Genomic DNA, 19,256 nt, shown 5'->3' with positions numbered 1-19,256 from the left:
CCTTGGTCCGCCCGGACGGGGAGGAGGGTAGAGCAGAAGTTACCGTGCCTGGTGATCGGTCGGGAAGCCATCCCCGCTGGTGCGGCTACCGGGCCCGGTAGCCGCACCAGTCGGTGCAGTAGCGGCGCGCCCAGCCTGGGGAAGCCAGCGGTAGCACAGACCGGGCAGTGGCCCGGCGGGGTGGGGGTGGCCAGCGGACACACCAACTGCGAATCATGCCGGTCGCAGCGGGCCGCCCGTGGCAGTGCCGGGCCCGCAGCAGTACACGCGCACCGAACACCGCTCAGGAAGTTGCCTGTAGAACAGTCCCCCGGAGTGAATGACAGTCATTTGAGGTTCTTGGGTGATACCATCGCAACGTCAACAGACTTGTAAATCTCTATCTCGTTCCACGACGCTAAGTTCCAATCATCATGGAATAAGTATCCGAAAACGATACCAAGTAGAGCAAAGAGTTTTCAATCGGGATGAACCGGACTTGGATTACATAACGGGAGAAAGTTTCGCGTTACAGTGCGAACGGCTCGTAAAAAGTTGTGGCTGACCCGCTCCCAGGGATGGAACCTAGGCGGGCCAGCCGTTGGGGAAGCTACGCCGCATCAGGCGCAGCAACCACCAGGGCGGCGACGCGTTTGGGCAAACGCGTCGCCGTTCAGCTCCTGTGAAGCAGGAGCGTCAGGATGGGGGCCAGGTACGCCACCATCGCGGTGGCGAACCTCCACTTCTCCAGCCTGACCTGGTGGCGCCGCTCGACACGACGCTCCTCCCGCTCGATCGCCCTCGCCAATCGCTCCGAGGGCTGTTCCGATCGGGACAATGCAGATTCCTCCGCTTCTACCAGTGGACCCGGACACCGATTGAGAGCCGGGGGCTGGGGCCGACGGCATGCTGGGTGACGGCACACCTATCGGTGGCGGTAGAGGAGAAAATCTTCACCAGGGACGAAGATTACCCAACTGACCCTCCGTTGGGGAAATGAAAGCGGCCTGAGGGCGGAAGAATCTGTAAGGGGCCCGGTCGGGCGGCCGAACCGCGCGCCCATCGATTGAGACCTCTTCAGAAGAATGGGCCGGCGGACCGGGGCGACGGTGGGCAGGGCCCCGGGCCTGACGGGCAGCCGGCGGACGGGGCGCACCCAAACCGGAGCGCGGGCCGGGCCGGCCGGACCAGGGCGACGTCCGCAGCAGCGGCCGACCAGCCTCGCTCACATCGAAGAGCACGCACCTGCGGGCCGCGGGCAGCGCCGCGCGAAGCCCAGCACCGGCGGGTGGACGCGGCGTCACGGCGGCCCGGCCCGGTAGTCCACCCCAGACCATCAGCCCAGCCCAGGCCCACTACGGAGGGTGGACCACCCACAACCCGGGACCGACCCCGCCCTGCCAGCCCCGCCCGACGAACCACCCCGCCCCAACCAACCCCAACAGCTCCTCCTCCCGGCCGTCCCTGCTCAGGCGGTCGCCCCGGGGCGCTTCAGGACGGGGCAGAGCTCCGCGTGCAGAACCAGAACCTCCCACCACGGGTCGTCCAGCTTCTTCTTGCCGAGCAGCTTCCATTCCTTCGCCGTGGGCAGCGGCAGCCACAGCGGACCGAGGTCCTCCTCCTCCCGGACAGCGGCGCAGGCCGGGCCCTGCGCGTCCCGCATCGGCGCCTGCTCCCGCAGCTCACCCTCGGAGCCGAACGGTCCGCCGAGCGGCCCCGTACACGTCCAGCACGGCGCTCGTGCGCGGCACGGGTCACCTCCAGCTGCTCCTGGTCCTCCCGGAGCGCCTGGGCCGCCTCGCGCTCCTGGTGGCAGGGGTGACAGGTCCCGCCCTTGCGGTCCGTCCAGTAGCCGTCGTCCTCGGTCCAGACTCGTTCCCGCTCCGGAACCGCGCCGCAGTCCACGCAGGAGTCCGACTCAGCGGGAGTGGGAGGCAAGGCTGAGCAGCAGGTGGGCGGATTCCGGGTGCTGGAAGTCGGAGTGGGCGCCGGAAGGGTTCAGCCGGGCAACAAGGCCACCCCGGTACACGTGGCTGGCGTCGACGTTGACGATCGGGTGGTCGAGTTCGACGTGCGGGTACGGCGCGTCAGCCGGGCGGAGCCGGGTGCTGAAGTGAGGGACCGGGGCGGAGCTGGTACCGGAGTGGCCGATGCCCGGCAGGCCCTCGGCGCGCAGGTGCCAGAAGCCGGTAGCACGGTCCCAACGGGAGTGGGTCAGAACCAGCGGGCCGCGTAGCGGGGCGCCGGCCCGGCCGGGGCCGAGGAACAGCCGGGGGAACAGCCGGGTGAAGGCGTCGCGGGGTGCAGCCATCTGGAAGACCAGGGCGCTATCGACGGTGAACGGACGGCTCAGGTCGCCGGGCCGGGAGGTCCAGCTCAGCACCGGGGGGCCGGCCGGACGATCGGCCGCGTACTGGACAGCCTCGCAGAGGAACCGGCCACCAAAGGAGTGCCCGAGCAGATGGAGGTACTGGCCGTGACGGTTGGCCAGGACGCGCGGGGCGTCTGGCCGGCCGCGGCCGGAGTCGAGGTAGCCCAGCAGGTGGCCGAGGATCCGCCCGGCCTGGCCGCGAGCGCTCATCGCGTGCGCGCGCTCCCGGATCCGCCGGTAGCCATGCAGGCTCGGCAGGCTGGAGGAAGGCCAGCGCACCACCACGCACCAGGGGCGGAACCCAGCGGTGAGCCCCGGGTAGGCGGACGGTGCGGCGTGGTGCAGCAGGGCGGCCCGGTTGATCAGCGCGGCGGCGGTCCGATCGGCGGCGTCGGGGTTGGTCTGCCAGCCGTGGACGTAGACGAACAGGTCGGTCGCCCACTCGGGGATCCGCAGGTGGCGGGCCAGGTGGTCGGCGACCCGCGCGTCCGGGACGGGCGTCGTCGTCCCGGGGACGAGTAGCCGGCCTTGCTCGTCCAGATCGACCGTTGATGGCCTTACGGAGGTAGGGGGAGTGGAGTTCACGGGTTGAGCTCCAGGATGCTGTCGATGCCGCAGTGGAGGGAGTATGCGAGCGCCAGCGGGTTGCGGTACTCGTAGGCGAACCAGCGCACCAGTTGCTGGGTGATCTCCCCGGCGGTGAACTCGCCGGTCAGGTAGTGGTCCAGGAAGGCGAAGGCGTACTCGGCGGCGAACTCCTGCGGGATCTGGAGTTGGGGCCCGAGTACCCCATCCGCGCCAAGGTCGATCAAGGCCCGACCGAGGTGGTCGAGTTCGGCCGCCGCTGACTGCCCGGTGTGGCAGGCATTCAGCAGCACGAACGGCCGGAAGACGGCATCTGGCCGGTCCTGGTGGCGTCGGCGGTGTCGGCGCACCAGCTCGGCGTCGATGTGCCGGTCATCGGAGAGCCGAACGGCGAGCTGCTCGTACGGGGAATCGTTGGCGACGAATTGGCCGTGGCACCAGAAGTACATGACGTCCTCGTCCAGCACGGCTGCGGACAGCGCCTCCAGGAGGAGGTCCGAGTCGGTGCGCACAGTGAGCTGGGAGCGATTCTCCAGCAGCTTGCGTACCTCCGGCGCCCGTCCGATGCCGGTGAGCTGGTCGTCGGTGTTGAGGCTGGTGACGGGCTTGGCGCGGGCGGAGTTGGGCGGCTGGATCGGCGGGTAGGCGGCGTTGGTCTGCTCGATCTGGTGGCGGTGGCCGAGGAAGTCAACCCAGGGGTCGGGCTGGCCAGTGTCCACAGCGAGCATCGGCCATGGCAGATGGAGGTCGGAGTCGAAGCTGATCCGCAGCGAGCCGTGTTCGGTGAGGGTGGCGGTGAGGTACTCCCGGAAGCGGACCAGGCTGCGGTCCGTCCCGTCGAACATGGTCTCCATGAAGTAGCGTCCCTCCTCGGCGAGTTCGGCAACCTTGCGCTCGGCGACGACAGCGTACGGAGTGAAGTCGACAGCGGTGGCGAAGGGGTACGGATCGAGCGGGTCAGGGTCGTAGCCGATCAGCCGGTCGCGCCAGACAGAGCGCAGCCGGGCGGCCTTGGCGAGCAGTGCCGACGCGGGAACGGTCAGTCGCGCCCGGTGCATGCGGGTGGCGGGGGTGCGCTCGCCCGGACGGAAGGCACTGATGTGCAGCTCGTCACCGTGGCGGCGGAGGGAGACAACGAGGTCCAGCGGCGCCATGCCCTTTGGTTGGCCGGTGTCGGCCGGGCCCGCCTGCTGAGGCAACCGGGTGTAGTCGGCAGAGGGGTTCTGCCGGACGAGGACATCGAGGTCCAGGGACACGTCGATTACTCCTGCTCCTGGAATGCGATGGAGGTGGGCTCATCCACGGTGGCTGATTGATCCGAGGCGACGGGGACGTCCAGGACGGCGGAGAGGTCCTGGAGGACGGCGCCGTGCCCCTGGTCGAAGACAGTGATCCGGACAGTGTGCGGCCCGGGCGCGGCGGGGGTGAGCGCGAACCGCGCGGGCTCGCCAGCGGGGGTGTAGTTCGTGGCGGATGGGTCGAGAGCCGCGTCCGGGGTCACTGCGGCGACTAGGTACAAATCCGGCAGGGCGACTGGGTCGGCGGTGGCGTCGGCAGATTCGAGGCGCAGCTCCAGGTGGGTGGTGGCACCCACGGCCGGATCGGTGGTGAGGGTCAGGCGCGGCTGCCAGGCCGGGTGGCGCAGCGTTGGTTCAACGGCGCGGTGCATCGCGCCGCGGGAGCGGCGGGGGCGCAGCGCGGCGGTCGGCGTGGGAGCGGTCTCGCTCGGAGCGAGCCGCAGGTGGTGGTCGGGCGGGGATCCACCGGGGAGCCCGCCCAGCACGCTACGGGCCTCGGCGGCCAGCGGGTGGCCGGCTCCCATCAGTGCCTCGCGGCCGACGCGGACCGCTTCCAGCAGCGTCCGGGCGGCATCCCGGCGGCCGGTGGCGGCGAGCGCCTGGGCCAGGTCGACGGCGAGGGTGGGATACAACGGCAGGGGTCCGGGGCGGATGGCGCCGACGCTGACGGTGAGGTCGTCGGCCTCCCGATGGCCAGCCAGCAGCGCGGTAATGGATGCGACCCCCACGACCGGAATCTGGTCGGTGATGATCCGCTCATACACCCGGACGGCCCCGTGGGGGTCCCCCGCGCTCAGCCTGGCGTGGGCGAGGGCCTGCCGGACCTTCAGGGTAAGGCTGCTGCGCGGTCCCCGGCTCCCGGAGCAGGTCTCCGCCAGTTCCTCCAGGCGGACGACGGCACGTAGCGGACGGGGGCCACCGGCCAGCAGGAGTGCCTGGGTGAGCCGGGCGGTGACCGTCGCGTGGTCCGGGTCGCCGAGAGCTTCGGCGGCAGTGGAGACCAAGTAGCCGGCCAGGGCCAGGGCCGCCTCCGGCTTTCCGCTCAGGTTCTGGGCGAAGGCGAGCAGGCAGCCGGCGTGGATCCGGTCCGGCAAGCCCACCGCGACCGGCTCGGCCGCGTCGTGCGTCATCGGAGACAGTTCGACGGCGGCGACGCCGGGGCGGCCGTCGAGGATCAGGGCCTTGGCGCGGTCACGCCGAATCCTCCGCACCAACTGATGATCGGGCGCGAGCACCTCGACAGCGAGGGCCAGTGTCTCGTCGTAGTACCTGACCGACTCAGTATGCTGGCCCGCCTCGAAGAGGTTGAGCGCGATGCTGTCCCGGACGTCGAGGGTGTCCGGGTGGCCGGCTCCCAGGATCCGGCTGCGGTCCGCGAGGACGGACCGGTAGAGCGAGTTCGCGCGCTCGTAGTCCCATCCGTGGCGGAGCGCGTGGCCGCTGCGCTCCTGGGCGGCGAGTGTGGCGGGGTGGCCGGGACCGTTAATCCGAATGTGGTCGGCGACGAGCGCCTGCCGTTCGGCGGCGTCCCGACGATGGCGGCCGCTGAGCCGGTGGGTGTAGGCGAGTTCGGACCGGTCATTGAGAGTGTCCGCATGGTCCGGGCCCTGGACCCGGGCCCGGACGGCGATCAGCTCGGTGAAAAGGCCAGCGGCCCGGTCGAGTTCACCAGTCGAGCGGATGTCCCGGGCCAGCCTGGAACGGGTGAGCAGGCTGTCGGGATGCTCCGGTCCGTAGATGCGGGCGTAGTCCGCCGCGAGCAGTTGCCAGTCGATGATGGCCTGAGGGAACAAGCCGGCAAACCCCCGGCTGGTGGCGAGAACGCTCCGGGCGGTGAGCACGCTCGGATGGTCGGGACCGAAGATCCGGGTGCGGTCGTGTACCAAGGCCTCGCTGAGGCGGATACTGAGCAGGTGGTTGCCCGAGCCCTGGTGGACCATCGCAAGGACTAGGCGGGCATCAAGGCTGTCTGCGTGATCGGGGCCCTGGATCCGATCCTGGTCAGCAACCAGGGCCTCGCCCAGGCGCAGCGCCTGCCGGAAGTCGCCGGCCAGTCGGCAGGAGGAGACCTGGCACGCCCGGGTGAACAGGGTGTCCGGGTGCTCGGCGCCGAGCACCCGTGTGCGGTCGGCCGCCAGGTCACCGAAGAGCTCGCTCGCAACGCCGTGATCACGGGCCGTGTCATGGGCCAGGGCGTGCCACCAGCGAGTGGTGAGAGTGGCGTGGTGGTTGGTGCCTTGAACCCTTGTACGGTCAGCGATCAGGCTCAGGAACGCCTCCGTGGCAAAACGGTGGTGGCCTGCCTGGGAGTGTGACCGTGCCAGCTCTTGGCGGATCTCCAGTGTCTGCTGGTGGTCCGCCCCATCAACGCGGGTGTGATCGGCCGCGAGGGAGGTGAACTCGGCGAGGGCCTGTGAGTGTTCGCCGGAAGCCTGCCGGATCGAGGCAAGCTCACGACGGCAGCGCAAGGTACTCGGATGGTCCGGCCCGAATACCCGGGTGTGATCGATGACGAGTTCCTCGATCAGCGCGGCGGCCCGGCGATGGTCACCGGCTAGCCGACAGGTGAACGCCTGCCAGACACCGACGTTGAGGGTGCCCGGATGGTTGGGGCCAAGGGCTCGTGCGAAGTCGTGACCGACTTCCTCCAGCATGGCTACCGCCTGCCGGTGGTCGCCGGCGTTCCGACGGGCGAGCGCGAGGTTTAGTCGAGCGAAGAGCGTGTGGGAGTGGTCGGGGCCCTGGATCCGGGCGCGGTCCGTGACGAGCGCTTCGAGCAGGCTGGCCGACCGACGGTGGTTGCGCGCGTCTCCGTGGGCGGTGGCCAGCCATTGGCGGGCGGTCAGGGAGTCGGGGTGCTCGGCGCCCAGGAGGCGGATCCGGTCGGCCACCAGGGACTCCGCCAGCTCGACGGCTCGCCGGTAGTGGCCAGCGCCCAGGCAGGCCGGCAGGCAGTTGAAGCGGGCATCTAGGGTGCCGGGGTGATCGGGCCCGTTGATCCGGACGTGGTCGGTAACCAGGGCTTCGTAGAGGTCCAGTGCACGGCGGTAGTCGCCCAGCACCTGATGGCTGTGACCGATCCAGAAGCGCGTGTTGAGGACATCGGGGTGGTCAGGCCCCTGGAGGCGGGTACGGTCAGCCAGCAGCGCCTCGAAGAGCGCCAGCGCCTCACGGTGTCGGCCGAGGTTCCGGTGGGCGGCCGCCAGCCACCAGCGCGTGTTGAGGACATCGGGGTGGTCAGGCCCCTGGAGGCGGGTACGGTCAGCCAGCAGCGCCTCGAAGAGCGCCAGCGCCTCGCCGTAGTCGCAGGCGTTGCTGTGGATCGAGGCCTGCCACCACCGGGTGGTGAGCACGTCCGAATGGTCCGGGCCGAGGACCCGCTGCCGGTCGACGACCAGCCGGTCGCACAGATCCGCCGCCCGCCGGTGTTCGCCCGCCTCGTCGACGGAGCGGGCTAACCACAGCCGGGCGTCGAAGGTCTCGAAATGCTCGGGACCGTTGACGCGCAGCCGGTCAGCGGCCAGTTGCTCCCGCGCGGCGAGGGCCTCGCGCGGGCGGCCAGCGGCGTGCATAGCGCGGGCCAGACCGGAGCGTTCCTCCAGGGTGTCGGGGTGGTCGGGGCCCTGGAGCCGGACCCGGTCGGCCACCAAGCGTTCCAGTTCCTCGACTTCGAGGGCGGGCAGTCCCGCGACGCGCAGCGCGAACCCCAGGAAGCTGCGCTCCTCCAGGGTGTCGGGGTGGGCCTCGCCCTGGACCCGGGTACGGTCACGGATCAGAGTCCGGTGCTGCTCGACCGCGAGGACGGGTGCGCCCGCCTCCCGGTGGGCGCGGGCCAGGCCGCTGCGCGCGTTGAAGGTGTGCGGATGATCGGGACCGAGCACCCGGCCGTAGGAGAGGACGACCTCCTCGAACTGGGCGACGGCGAGGGCAGGGCGGCCAGACTCGCGGTGAAGCAAAGCCAGTCGCTCGCGGGCGTAGAGCGTCTGTGGGTGGTCCGGCCCCTGCACCCGGGTGCAGTCCGCGACGAGGGCCTGGTAGGCGGCGATCGCCGCGAGGTGGTCGCCCGTGTCGGCGTGGGCGGCTGCCAGCCAACGGCGGCTGTTCAGGGTCTCCGGGTGGTCCGCGGCCAGCAGGCGGGTGCGGTCGGCGACCACCTGCTCGTACCGGGCGATCGCCAGCCCGTGCAGTCCCGCCGCGAGTTGCGCGAACGCGAGGCCGCTGCTGCGGGTCACCACCACCGGGTGGTCCGGCCCGAGCACCCGCTCTGTGTCCGCCACCAGCCGCTCGTACTCGGCGACGGCCTCCCGGTGCTGCCCCGCCATCTGGAGGGCGTACGCCAGGCTCGCCCGGCTGTGCAAAGTGTCGGCGTGGTCCGGCCCCAACACCCGGGCCCGGTCGGCGACAACACCCTGGAACTCCTCCACGGACAGGGCGTGTCGACCAGCCCGGCGGTAGCCCTGGGCGAGCGTGTGCCGGTCGGCAAGGGTGGCGGGGTGGTCCGCGCCCTGGGCCCGGGTGCGCCGGGCAACGACGGCCCGGCACAGCTCCACGGCCCGCACGGGATCGCCGGTCTTGGCCTGCAGCCGGCCGAGCCGCCCGAGGGAGGTGAGGGTGTCCGGGTGGTCCTCGCCGAGCAGCCGCCGCTGCCCGTCCGCCATCGCCTCCACCAGCCGGACGGCATACACCCGTTGCGTCTGGTCGGTGAGTTCGGCCGCTGCCAGGCCGTACAGGGCGATGCTCTCAGCGGTCGGCTTCGGCGACGGACCGCTGTCGGCCAGTTCCCGGACGTGCGGCAGCAGCGCCCGCCGCATCTCAGGACCGGCTTCCGGCCAAAGGCAAGATGCCACCCGCGCTAGGTGCTGCTCGGCGCGACCCCGGAACTCGGCCTCCCGCAGCACTGCCTGGAGCAGTCGGTGCACGGTGACGGTCTCACCGAGGGTGATCAGGTGGTAATCGGCGAGGAGCCGCAGCGCCCGGTCGACCTCGTCGGGCCGGCGCGAACCGAACGGGGTGAGCACCTCGCGCGGCAGTGCCTCGGGGGCATACCAAGCCAAGGTGCGCAGCAGCTCGACGGCGAAGGGGGCGGTGTGCTGGACGGTCCGCAGGGTGGTGTGCCACAGCCGGGCGACGGTGGACTCGGCACCGGGCCCCACCGGCCCGGTGGCGCGAAGCAGTTCGCGGTACGCGGCGAAGGAGGTGCCGGTCTGGTGGACGTAGGCGCCGGCCTGGGCGAGGGCGATCGGCAGGTGGCCGAGCTCGTCGGCGAGCACCCGGGCCTGGTCCCGTGCGGCCGGATCGACCGTCGAGTCGTGGTAGGCCGTCCCGCAGAGCAACTGGGCGGCCTCGGGGCCGTCAAGGACGTCGACGCGGACTGGGCGGATCCCCGGGTGCCAGCCGCTCGCCCGTCGGCTGGTGACCAACTGGTGTCCGCAGCCGAGCAGGCGGCCGACGTAGGGAGTGAGGTCGGCCGGATCCTCGGCGTTGTCGTAGACCAGCAGCCAGCGGTCGTGGGCGCGCAGCCAGGCAATGGCCCACTCGACCTGCTGGCTGGGCGGAGCGGTGAGGGCCCAGGAGGGGTGAAGGTGGACGGCGAGCCCGGCGAAGGCCTCGGCGAGCTGCTCGGCGGACTCGGCGGTGAGCCACCAGATCAGCCGGTAGTGACCGGCGTTGGCATAGGCGTGGTGCAGGGCAAGGCTGGTCTTACCGACACCGCCGAGGCCGTGCAGAGTGGTGGCCTGGGTGACCAGTCCGCCGCCGTCCGCATGGGCCAGGGCATCAGCGACGGCGCGCGCCTCGCGCTCCCGGCCGATGAGCCGGCCTGCGGCGCGAGGCGGCAGGTTGGGCGTCGGCGTGGTGGCCTCGACGGTCTGTGCGGCGCGCGCGGCCCCGGTCGGGAGGACTGCCGTGTGCGGGTCTCCATCGGCGGCCGAAGGTGAGCCGGGGCGGCGACGCTGTTCGTAGGGTTCAGGGTCGGGCATGCCACTCTCAGGGCGGACATGTCCCGTCACGGACATCGACACTACGCGCACTCCCGCCCCCGTGACCTGCTCTGCACGCCCACCGTAGTGGAGGCCCTGCACGGTGTCAGCGGTTCTCCACAGAGCGGGAGCAGAACCGGAACTCCTAGTAGATCGTCAAGCGGTCCGGAGAAGCGAGTTGCGGGTGGCTGATGAGCGGGTGCTGTGCTTGTAGACCTGACGGGCGATGGAGTGTGTACTCGGTCCGGTGGCGGCGACGTTGCCCTGCGCGAAGTCCAGGGTGTCGAACTCGATCCGGGCGACCGCGGCGGAGACCTGCTCGCGGTTATGGCCGGCGGAGGTCGGTCACCAAGGAGGCGCATGCGCCTCTCTCCTTCACGAAGCAGTGCAGGGCGTCCCGCGCCTCGGGCCGTCCCCGTGGGTGGTGGTGCTACTGGTCGCCTTCGCAGTCGTGGTCAGCCTCGACCCAGTCGCCGTCGGCGAACTGGGTCTCCAGGGACCAGCCGCAGGAACCGCATTCGGCGCGCCCCTCCCAGCCGATCTCGCCGCCGTGGTCCTCCTCGCAGTCGTGGTCGGCGTCGACCATGGTGCCGTCCTCGAAGAGCTCGTCCCCGCCGTCGCCGCAGCTGCACTCCCACTGTGCGTACCAGGTGGTGTGGGTGGTACTCACTCGTCTCCTTGGAAGAAGCGGGCCGCCCCAGCCGGGGCCAGGGACGGCGGGGCGTTGGGGTCAGCCGACAGCCAGTGCCGCAGAGGACTCCCCGGCGCCGAGGTAGGCACCGGTCACCTCGGCCAGATGCTGGGCGAGATCGTCCGCCCGCGCGCGGTCCGTCACCGGGTCCGGGTCGCTCTGGCCGTATGCGTCGGCGAGAGCGATTGAGGTGTCGAGGTCAGCGGCGTACTGCACCCAGGCAGTCGTACAGCCGGGCGGTGGTCTCCAGGTCCATCCGCACCTCGCCCCGCACCCGCCACAGCCGGAACGTCTCCGCGGTGTGGCGCAGCAGGGCGCTCACGTGGCTGGCCGGCATCATCAGCTCGCCGTCGGCGTGCCGGTAGTGCCCGAGCGGGAACCGCTCCTCGTGCTCGTCCATGGTGGGTCCCCTTCGGTCGTGTTCCTCGGCGGCGGTGCAGTGTTGGTCAGGTATGGAGGGCGTCGAGCAGGGCGGCCTGCTGGGAGCTGAGCTTGCCGTCGAGCTGGGCCTTGTCCTGCTTGCGCAGCCAGGCGCCGGGCCGGAAGGTCGGGTCGCCTTCGCCGCCGGTGCGGTTGGCGGGACCGGTGAGGGTGCCGCCGGCGGCGAGGTAGGCGAGCAGGCGGCGGTAGGAACGGTTCCAGTCCGGGTCGATGCGCCACATCGCGTCCAGCGCGGTGAGCTTGGCGTCCTGGGCGGCTGTGAGCTTGGTGTTCTTGCGCTGGCGTCCGATCCAGGCGCCCACGGCGTGGCCGTCGAGCTTCTCGGCGGCCGGGATCGCCAGGTGCCCGTGCGTCTGGGCCCAGGCGCGGGCGTGGGCGTAGCCGTGGTCCCAGGAGCGGGCATGCTTGTCCCAGATCATGCCGAGCTGGTCGAGTTCGTGGATGCGGACCGGGGCGAGCAGGCCGGCACCGTGGAGGTAGCGCTGGCGGTCGAGCCAGGAGATCAGCGCGCCGTCGCGGGTCTTGTCGGTGGGGTCGAGGTGGTGGTGCCCGGTGTGGAACGCGGCGGCCAGTTGATACATGCGCTGCCACTCGGTGGCGCGCGGGTTGAACGCCCGCAGCTTCACCGTCTGGAGGATCTGCGCGGCGTGCTTGCGGGCGTTGATCCGCAGCCACTCCACCGGCGACTCCTGGGCCGGCTGCTCGGCATCCGCGGCCTCGCCGGACTCCTCGTCCACCTCCGACTCGGTGACGTCGTCGTTCTCCCCCACCCGCTTGGTACGCAGCTCGGTGATCCGGCCGACTGCCCGGGCGTCGTGGGCCGCCAGGGCCCGCAGGACGCGCCAGATGGTGCGGAACGAGCTGGCCTCGATCTCGTCGTCGGCCTCCGCCTTCACGGCCTCGCCCGCGTCCTGGATCTCGGCCGGGTCGGCGGCCGTCGAGTCGTCGCCGATCTCGGGGGTGGGCAGGTAGACGGGGATGATGACCCAGGACACCTTGCCCTGCCGGTAGGACTGGCGCAGGGCCCGGCCGACGGCCTGGACGACGTCGATGACGCTCGACTTCGGGTCCGCGAAGACGATGGCGTCCACGGCGGCCACGTCGATGCCCTCGTTCAGGAGCCGGCTGTTGCAGATGATGCAGCACTCCTCACCCTCCTCCCCGGGCCGCTCGCCGGTGGAGGCCGAGAAGGTCGCGAACGCCGCACGGCGCTCCGAGAGGCGGTCCGAGCCGGCCACCGCGAGCGCGGTCACCCGCTCCGGCCGGTCCTTGTCGGGGAGCAGTTCCGCTGTGGCGTTCATGGTCGTGGCGAACTCCCGCGCCGCGGCGACCCGGGAGTGAAAGGTGATGACCCGGCGCAGCTGCAGGTCGGCGACGGCGCGCAGCACCGCGATCTGCAGCGCGAGCCTGAGGAGTTCCTCGTTGGTGCGCTGGGATCGGAGGTCGGCGACGGCGGGCAGGTTGAGGAGTTCGCGCAGGTCCTCGTCGGTGACGACGGGTACCAGGACGCGGTAGTCGGCGAGGTAGCCGTGTTCGATGCCCTGTTGCAGTGTCCAGGTGTAGACGGTCTCGCCGTAGATCGAGGTGTCCGTCATGGAGCAGAGCGCGGGCAGCTGCTCCGCGCCCTGGCCGTCGGTGTCGGCGGTGAGGTCGGCCAAGCCGGCCTTCGCGCGGATGTCGTCGGCGATCTTCGGGGTGGCGGTGAAGTACAGCCGCCGCTGCGCGGGGACCTTCTCGTCCGCGTGGACCGCCGCCCACGCCTTACCTTCGGAGCCCGCGGTCCGGTGGGCCTCGTCGATGATCACGACGTCCCAGACGGGCAGGCCGAAGTCGCGGTGGGCCTGGACGATGCGCTCCAGAGAGGCGTAGGTCGCGTAGACGGTGACCGGCTCGCCCGCCTTCTCCTGGGCGACCAGGTCCGCGATCCGGGCGGCCTGCGTGGTCACCTGGGCCTCCACGCGGCCGCCGGCCTCCGCGCTCTCCAGCGCCTCCGCCCGCGAGCACGCCGCCACGGCCAGGCCCCGACGGCCGCCCTTGAGCGGCCAGGCGGCGGCGGTCTGCTCCAGCAACTCGATCGTCGGCACCAGCACCAGCACCCGCCCCTTCGCCGCGAGGCGGCGGGCGCAGCCGGCGGCGATCAGGGTCTTGCCGGAGCCGGTGGCGGCGACGACGGTGGCGCGGCCGCCGTTCTTGACGGCCTTCACCGCGGCCGCGACGGCGTCCTTCTGGAACCAGTGCAGCGGCAACGGGTTGACCAGGACGGGCGGCTCGGGCTGGGCGGGCAGCGAAACCGGGCCGCGCAGGCCGGCCGGGACGTCCTCGATGGCAGTGGTGGTGGTCGTGGTGTCCACGGCGCGGGGTTCTCCCTCGGATGCTGAGACGGCTCGTCTGGGTGGGTGAGTGATGTGGCAGGGTCCGGGGTGGGCGGCCTCTCCCCGGGGCCAGGTCATGGTTGGGGAGAGGCCGACCGGGGACTACTGCTCGGGGGGCACCCAGCCGCGGACTTCCAGGTACGCGATGTCGGCGTCCTCCACCGCGCGGCCGGTCTCCACCAGCCACTCCTTCATGGCCTCGGTGACGTCGCCGTGGTGCTCGGCGACGCGCTGGGACCACTCGGCCGCGTCGAAGCCGCCGGACGAACTGGAGCCGTAGGTGCGCTCCTCGGTGCCGTCGGAGCGCGGGATGAACCCCCGGCGCAGCCCCGGCGAGTCCTTCTCCGAGCCCGCGCTGTAGACGTACTGGTCGGCCTTCATTCGGACGGTGAAGGCCAGGCGGCCGCCGGCCTGGCCGGTCTCGTGCACCACCGGGGCGAGGTGGGAGGCGCCGGACTTGATGGCCTGCTTTCCGGCCCGGCCAGCCATCGAGCCGCCCGCCTCGCCGACGACGTCCTTGCCCCGCACCCGCGCCTTCTGCCCGGTCTTGGTCCGGCGGCGGGTGGTGTTCGCCTCGGCGATCCCGGACAGGGCCTCCTCGTCACGCTCGCCGCCGCGCACCGCCCGGACGACCTGGCACAGCGCGCTGACGAACGCCTTACCCTTGCCCTTGGTGAAGAACTGCGAGACCAGGGACGCGTCGCGGCCCAGCATCTTGGCCACCTGGCGCTTGGTGTAGCCCTCGTCAATGAGCTGCTGGGTGAGGCGCGCGGCCTCGTTCGGCTGGTTCGGATCGGCGGGGCTCACTGGTCAGCGCCCTTCTCAGCGGCGGCGAGTTCGGCACGGCCCTGGCCGCGCAGCTGCAGGTACTGCTCCTGGCTGGTGGGGTGTGGAACTGGTCCGGTGAGGTGGCCCTTGAGGAGGTAGTCGCCGGGCTCGCCCCGGTAGGGCCACATCTGGCGCTCGGTCAGGGCGATGCCGTCGGTGCCGAAGTAGACGACCGTGCCGGGCTCGGCGTGGAGGGCGCCGGCGTGGCCGATGACCTCCTTGCCCTGCCGGTACTTCATGTCCAGCAGCGCCGCCCGCGCCCCGGACCACACGTAGGCGGCCCACTCCGGGTGGGCGTAGGGGTCGCGGGAGAAGCCGGCCTGCCGCTGCCAGGTGACGACCTGGTCGTCGTGGCCGAGGATCTCCACCCCGGCCGGGAGCGCCTCGCCGAGCGGGGTGGTGCCGGAGACCAGGCGCGGGCGCTGCGCGAAGCCCCCCAGGCCGAACAGCAGCACCGACCGGACCGCGCGGGAGGCGAGGTAGGCCGCCTGGCGCTGGCGCTCGTCGCCGTGCAGCTTCGACAGGTTGGTCAGGTCCGCCCACGCGGCCTTCAACCGCTTGCCCCACTCGTCCAAGGGCTTGCCGTCCTCGAACAGCAGGCCGCCGAGGATCTCGACCTTCCACGGCATCAGGTGGTTGGACAGCGCCAGGTGGATCTGACCCAGGCGCGCTCACCGGTCACCGGCGCGGGCAGCAGGCCGACGTGGTTCCAGCCGGCCGGGACGGTGACCCGGACGTTCCAGTGCGAGCAGGACATCAGCGCCTTCGTCTGCTCAGCCTCGGTCATCGCGGCGAACGCCTGCGCGGTGATCCGGCGCGGGGTGCCCACCGGGGACTTCCACACGTGCTTGGCGTAGGCGAAGGTGCGGTCGTACTCCACCAGCGCGGGCAGCTGCTCCGGCACGCGCGGCGGCAGGATCAGCTCGGTACGGCCCTGGCCACCGGTCGCGTGCAGCAGGCCGCGCAGCTCCTCCGACAGCACCGGGTAACCCCCGGCCCACTTGCCGGTCGTGGGGGTGGTGCGCGACCACAGGTCCCGGCCCGTCTGGCTGGGGGAGCCCATCAGCACCGCGTCGTCCCAGTGCCGGCGCAGTGCCTGCCACAGCAGCCGGAAGGCGTCCCGGCAGGTGACGACGTCGGCATCTGCCGGGTCGAACCACTCCCCCATGCTGCGGATCTCCGTACTGCCGCTGTCGGGAGCGGCGGCGGGGGCGTAGCAGCCGACCGGCTGGCGCTGGTGGACGAAGTGCCCGGCCAACTTGTCCCGGCCCGACCCGACAGCGGTCGTCCACCGGGGCGACGGGGTGTTCAGCCAGGCCGCGACCGCGTCCTTGAGCGTGGAGTAGCGCTCGGCGCCGTCGTGCCACGGGGCGCCGGCCGTGATGTAGATCCGCTCGGTGCCGGGCGCGGTGGCCAGGACGGCGTCCAGGATCTCGCCCGGGGTGCGGGCGCCGAGGTCGAGGCGCACCACGCGGTCGCGCACGGCCAGCACACCGGCCGCCGCGTCCAGGAACACCGTCGAGCGGGCCTGCTGCGTGAAGTTCGGACGCTTGGAGACCAGGCCCGTGGTCACCGCCTCGAACCGGGCACCCGCCGGTCCCTCCGGGACGGTCGGCAGCTCACGCGGACCGACCGCCTGGGCCACCGGACGCACCGGGGCGGCGACCGCAGCGGCCGCATCCTGCCCGGTGGCTCTGGTGATCGACGCGGTGGTGGGGTCCGAGGTGGCCTGTACGCCGGGTTCTGTCTCCCCGGCGACCGGGACGACCTGCGCAGCACGAGCGGGCTCGGCCGGGGCGGGCTGCTCGGCGACGACCTGGTGGTCCTCGACCGGGGCCGGGACCGGCTGCGCGAGGACGGGGGCGGGGCGGGTCAGCGCCGGGGCGACCGCGACGGCGGGCTCGTCGACCGGCTCGGTCTCTGAGGCCGGGGCCGGGGCGGTGGCGGCCTGGTCCTCGACCTTGGCGGCGCGGACGGCGACCGGAGTCGGGTCCAGCAGCGGCGCGATCCGCACCACCTCACCGACCGACAGCCCGTGGCCTTCGCGACGGCCGGCGCCTGGGCGCCCTCGTACCCCGCCAGCCCGGCGACCCGGCGCGAGCGCTGGGCAGTGAGCTTGTCCAGCTCCTTCTGCGCGGCGGCGACGGTCTTCTCGGCGGCCGTGATCTCGGTGCGCAGCTCGCGCAGAGAGGCGAGCTCTGCGGCGTACGTCTTACGGTCCATCAGCGGGTCACTCCCCCTCAGCGGCGTCGGCCGGATCGACGGTGGTCGTAGCGGTAGTGAGCCGGTCGGCAGTGCGGGTGGGAACGTAGGCGATCGGGCCGCCCGAGACCGACGGCAGGCGGGTACCGAGCAGCAGACCCGCCAGCCGGGCGTCCTGCGGGTCGGTGGGGTCGGCGGCGTTCGCGGGGGCGGTGAGGTCGGTCAGGTAGCCGGCCAGGCGCGCCTTCGGGAAGCGGTAGCGCCCCGCGGTTCCGACCGCGCCGTCGGCCTCCCACTCCTGAAGGCCGGTCAACACCGCGACCACGAACCCGGCCACCGTCACCGGCAGCACCCCGCCCGCAGCCACCCGGGCCGGGTCGCACCGCCACCAGCCGGACAGCGCGGCCAGCAACTGCGCCTCGTCCAGGCCGGTGCCGAAGCCGATCCACTCGCGGTCCGCCTCGTCGACCCGCGCCGGGGCGTCCGAACGCAGCACCGCGACCTCCTGAGCGCCGAGCACGGACAGGTCCGCGACCGGCCGGGCCTGCAACTGCTGGAGAGCGGCCAGCGGGAACACCTGCCGGCCCCGCTCGCGCACGCCCGGCACCACACCGGTGGCCATCAGCTTCTTCACCGTCGGGATCGAACACCCCAATGCCGACCCGGCCTGCCCGGTCGTCACGAACACACCCACAACCCCCTACGCCTATTCACCTAACTTGAAACGCTAGCGCGACTCTACGCCCCCCTTCGACACCATCCACGCCTTTTCAGTAAGTCGTACAAACATGCCCGATGGCTGCCCTCCCTCCGCTGTCGGTGCCGAGTGAGACCGCGGTCGGCCGATCAGCGAAAGCCGGATGCCAGGCAATCCCGCGGTCTGCCATGCTCCGTCCAAACCGCACCCGCATCACGTACCTAACAGTCCTGCACCGGGAACAACTCGACGGCCGGATAAGGCTGATGGAGTCAGGAGGGGATGCCGATCCCACATGCGGCGGCCATGGAGCTCAGGCGGTCTGCGTGGAGCGTGGTGAACAACCGCGCGCCCTCGGCGTCGCCTTCCAGGCGTCGGTAGCGTGCGGCGGCGAGCAGGTGGGGCCGCAGCCGGGCGGGGACGCGAAAGACCTCCGTCGTGGCGGATCGGCCGATGCGTCCCGGGCCGCACGTGACTGCCATCGGCAGCGCCAGTTCATCGCCATCGGGGGTGAGGTCCTGCAGCCGCGCGCCGCGCAGACGGTGCGCTGACGCGTGGGTGATCCAGGCCGCGACAAGCGCCCCGGCCTGAACCGGGTGCGCGGTATGGCGGCGGATCCTCTCCAGGACCACGGTAGGAGGCAGCACGGCGGCGGGAAGGTCCCAGCCCGGAATCAGAACCCGGCCCCGGGTGCAGGGCGGCGTGGCCGGGGCACATGGCGTGCAGGCGGCGGGTTCGTGGAAGGCGTCACGGGCCGCGCGATGGTGTCGACGACCCGATGATCGACGCTGTTCAACAGGAGTTCCAGGTCGCGGCTGAGGACGGGGGCGTGCCAGACGAGAGTGAGGGCGGCGCCGGTGCCGGCGTGCAGGTCGAGCAGGTACCGCACGCTCGGACGTAGGTGGGCTCGCAGGACGATCACATGACGGATGCCCTCGGCCCACATCCATACACGCACCGCGTGCTCCGCCTGTGCCAGGCCCTGCGCCCGCAGGCCGACCACCGATCTGCCGAGCGCGGTGAGGTGGTCGTGGAGAAGGACCGCGGTGCGGGCTGTGCCCACGGTGGGATGGACGGTGATGCGGCCGGCCCGGGGCTGGTGGGCAGCCAGCGCGGCGGCGATGAAGCGGGCGTCGTCGCCGCGGTCGAGGATCACTGTCACCGGCGGCAGGGCGCGCCGTTGCGGTACCGGCAGGACCGTTGCGGGGTCCACCAGTTGGTCGACGGCCAGGTCGCGCGCCGTCATGGCGAGCGGTCCAGTACGCGGCCGGCACCCCTCGCACGCGCCCGAATCCGCGCGCAGCCCGGCGTCGAAGGGCCTGCCCTGGTGTGCGGCGCCGCGCGTGGAAGGAGGGCGGTGGTTCACAGCCAGCTGAAGGCCCAGCCGAGCACCTCGCGGTCCACCCGTTCCCGCCCGGTGCGCTCCAGGCCGATGCGCACGTGCGCGGTCAGCTGGGCCCAGGCGCGGAAGTTGCCGTGGGCGGCGTGCTGGTCGGCGCAGGCGATGTCCCCCGGGTCGGCGTCGACCCACAACGGGTGGAACAGCGGGATGACCGAGCCGACCTCCTCGGGCGTGAGGCGGGTGAAGTGCTGCCAGATGAAGATGCGCGAGGAGAGCATCGGTTCGCAGCGCAGCACCTGGTGGCAGCCTTCGCCGCCGACGAAGACGATGGCGAGTTGGGTGTAGGGGTCGTCCCAGAGGTAGCGGAAGTACTCGAAGGCCTCACCGCTGAGCCACTGGGCCTCGTCGACGACGAGGGTACGGGGTTTCAGGGCGAGGGCCTCGCGCAGCAGGGCGTCGAACTCGCTGGGGC

The 19,256-nt window shown here is 71.7% G+C and carries 16 protein-coding genes and 1 pseudogene; all 17 read right to left on the bottom strand.

Annotated features, from left to right (window positions below):
- Positions 1-652 precede the first annotated feature (652 nt).
- Positions 653-817, bottom strand: coding sequence for a hypothetical protein (locus ACZ4UX_RS26585; RefSeq protein ID WP_465708519.1), 165 nt, complete (start codon positions 815-817; stop codon positions 653-655).
- Between the two features lie 630 nt (positions 818-1,447).
- Positions 1,448-1,642, bottom strand: a complete 195-nt coding sequence (locus tag ACZ4UX_RS26580; RefSeq protein WP_465708518.1) for a hypothetical protein — start codon at positions 1,640-1,642, stop codon at positions 1,448-1,450.
- 255 nt (positions 1,643-1,897) lie between these two features.
- On the bottom strand, positions 1,898-2,935 hold the full coding sequence (locus tag ACZ4UX_RS26575) for a hypothetical protein (RefSeq protein ID WP_465708517.1): 1,038 nt from the start codon (positions 2,933-2,935) through the stop codon (positions 1,898-1,900).
- A complete protein-coding gene (locus tag ACZ4UX_RS26570) occupies positions 2,932-4,191 on the bottom strand; it encodes a CHAT domain-containing protein (protein ID WP_465708516.1) in 1,260 nt (419 codons plus the stop codon). Before ACZ4UX_RS26570 ends, ACZ4UX_RS26575 begins: the two co-directional genes overlap by 4 nt.
- A gap of 5 nt (positions 4,192-4,196) precedes the next feature.
- Positions 4,197-10,211 carry an FxSxx-COOH system tetratricopeptide repeat protein gene (gene fxsT, locus ACZ4UX_RS26565; RefSeq protein WP_465708515.1) on the bottom strand — a complete coding sequence of 2,005 codons (6,015 nt, stop codon included), beginning with the start codon at positions 10,209-10,211 and terminating at the stop codon, positions 4,197-4,199.
- Between the two features lie 430 nt (positions 10,212-10,641).
- Positions 10,642-10,881, bottom strand: coding sequence for a hypothetical protein (locus tag ACZ4UX_RS26560; protein WP_465708514.1), 240 nt, complete (start codon positions 10,879-10,881; stop codon positions 10,642-10,644).
- Positions 10,882-10,941: 60 nt separating this feature from the next.
- Entirely contained in the window at positions 10,942-11,118 is a 177-nt protein-coding gene (locus tag ACZ4UX_RS26555) for a hypothetical protein (protein ID WP_465708513.1), read from the bottom strand.
- The gene (locus tag ACZ4UX_RS26550; RefSeq protein WP_465708512.1) at positions 11,102-11,302 is read right to left on the bottom strand and encodes a hypothetical protein; all 201 of its coding nucleotides are present in this window, start codon (positions 11,300-11,302) and stop codon (positions 11,102-11,104) included. The genes ACZ4UX_RS26555 and ACZ4UX_RS26550 overlap by 17 nt, the downstream gene beginning before the upstream one ends.
- A gap of 46 nt (positions 11,303-11,348) precedes the next feature.
- Positions 11,349-13,694, bottom strand: coding sequence for a helicase associated domain-containing protein (locus ACZ4UX_RS26545; RefSeq protein ID WP_465708511.1), 2,346 nt, complete (start codon positions 13,692-13,694; stop codon positions 11,349-11,351).
- A 123-nt stretch (positions 13,695-13,817) separates the two neighbouring features.
- Positions 13,818-14,522, bottom strand: coding sequence for a helix-turn-helix domain containing protein (locus tag ACZ4UX_RS26540; RefSeq protein WP_465708510.1), 705 nt, complete (start codon positions 14,520-14,522; stop codon positions 13,818-13,820).
- Entirely contained in the window at positions 14,519-15,172 is a 654-nt protein-coding gene (locus ACZ4UX_RS26535; RefSeq protein ID WP_465708509.1) for a hypothetical protein, read from the bottom strand. Before ACZ4UX_RS26535 ends, ACZ4UX_RS26540 begins: the two co-directional genes overlap by 4 nt.
- Positions 15,172-16,560, bottom strand: coding sequence for a hypothetical protein (locus ACZ4UX_RS26530; RefSeq protein ID WP_465708508.1), 1,389 nt, complete (start codon positions 16,558-16,560; stop codon positions 15,172-15,174). Before ACZ4UX_RS26530 ends, ACZ4UX_RS26535 begins: the two co-directional genes overlap by 1 nt.
- 213 nt (positions 16,561-16,773) lie before the next feature.
- Positions 16,774-17,379 carry a DNA-binding protein gene (locus ACZ4UX_RS26525; RefSeq protein ID WP_465708507.1) on the bottom strand — a complete coding sequence of 202 codons (606 nt, stop codon included), beginning with the start codon at positions 17,377-17,379 and terminating at the stop codon, positions 16,774-16,776.
- A 335-nt stretch (positions 17,380-17,714) separates the two neighbouring features.
- Complete coding sequence (locus ACZ4UX_RS26520) at positions 17,715-18,074, bottom strand: hypothetical protein (RefSeq protein WP_465708506.1); 360 nt, start codon at positions 18,072-18,074, stop codon at positions 17,715-17,717.
- Positions 18,075-18,115: 41 nt separating this feature from the next.
- Positions 18,116-18,688, bottom strand: a complete 573-nt coding sequence (locus tag ACZ4UX_RS26515) for a hypothetical protein (RefSeq protein WP_465708505.1) — start codon at positions 18,686-18,688, stop codon at positions 18,116-18,118.
- A 116-nt stretch (positions 18,689-18,804) separates the two neighbouring features.
- Positions 18,805-19,080 carry a hypothetical protein gene (locus ACZ4UX_RS26510; protein ID WP_465708504.1) on the bottom strand — a complete coding sequence of 92 codons (276 nt, stop codon included), beginning with the start codon at positions 19,078-19,080 and terminating at the stop codon, positions 18,805-18,807.
- Between the two features lie 6 nt (positions 19,081-19,086).
- Positions 19,087-19,233: pseudogene (locus ACZ4UX_RS26505) on the bottom strand (AAA family ATPase); the annotation flags it as partial.
- Between the last annotated feature and the right edge of the window lie 23 nt (positions 19,234-19,256).

The organism is Kitasatospora sp. NPDC028961, assembly GCF_055564815.1.
This window is presented reverse-complemented; position numbering and strand designations above follow the sequence as displayed.

What these genes read in the sequence shown, in the direction of transcription:
- ACZ4UX_RS26550 (WP_465708512.1), bottom strand. Translation starts at nt 11,302, where the DNA reads ATGGACGAGCACGAGGAGCGGTTCCCGCTCGGGCACTACCGGCACGCC.
- ACZ4UX_RS26515 (WP_465708505.1), bottom strand. Translation starts at nt 18,688, where the DNA reads ATGACGGCGCGCGACCTGGCCGTCGACCAACTGGTGGACCCCGCAACG.
- fxsT (WP_465708515.1), bottom strand. Translation starts at nt 10,211, where the DNA reads ATGCCCGACCCTGAACCCTACGAACAGCGTCGCCGCCCCGGCTCACCT.
- ACZ4UX_RS26535 (WP_465708509.1), bottom strand. Translation starts at nt 15,172, where the DNA reads ATGCCGTGGAAGGTCGAGATCCTCGGCGGCCTGCTGTTCGAGGACGGC.
- ACZ4UX_RS26580 (WP_465708518.1), bottom strand. Translation starts at nt 1,642, where the DNA reads ATGCGGGACGCGCAGGGCCCGGCCTGCGCCGCTGTCCGGGAGGAGGAG.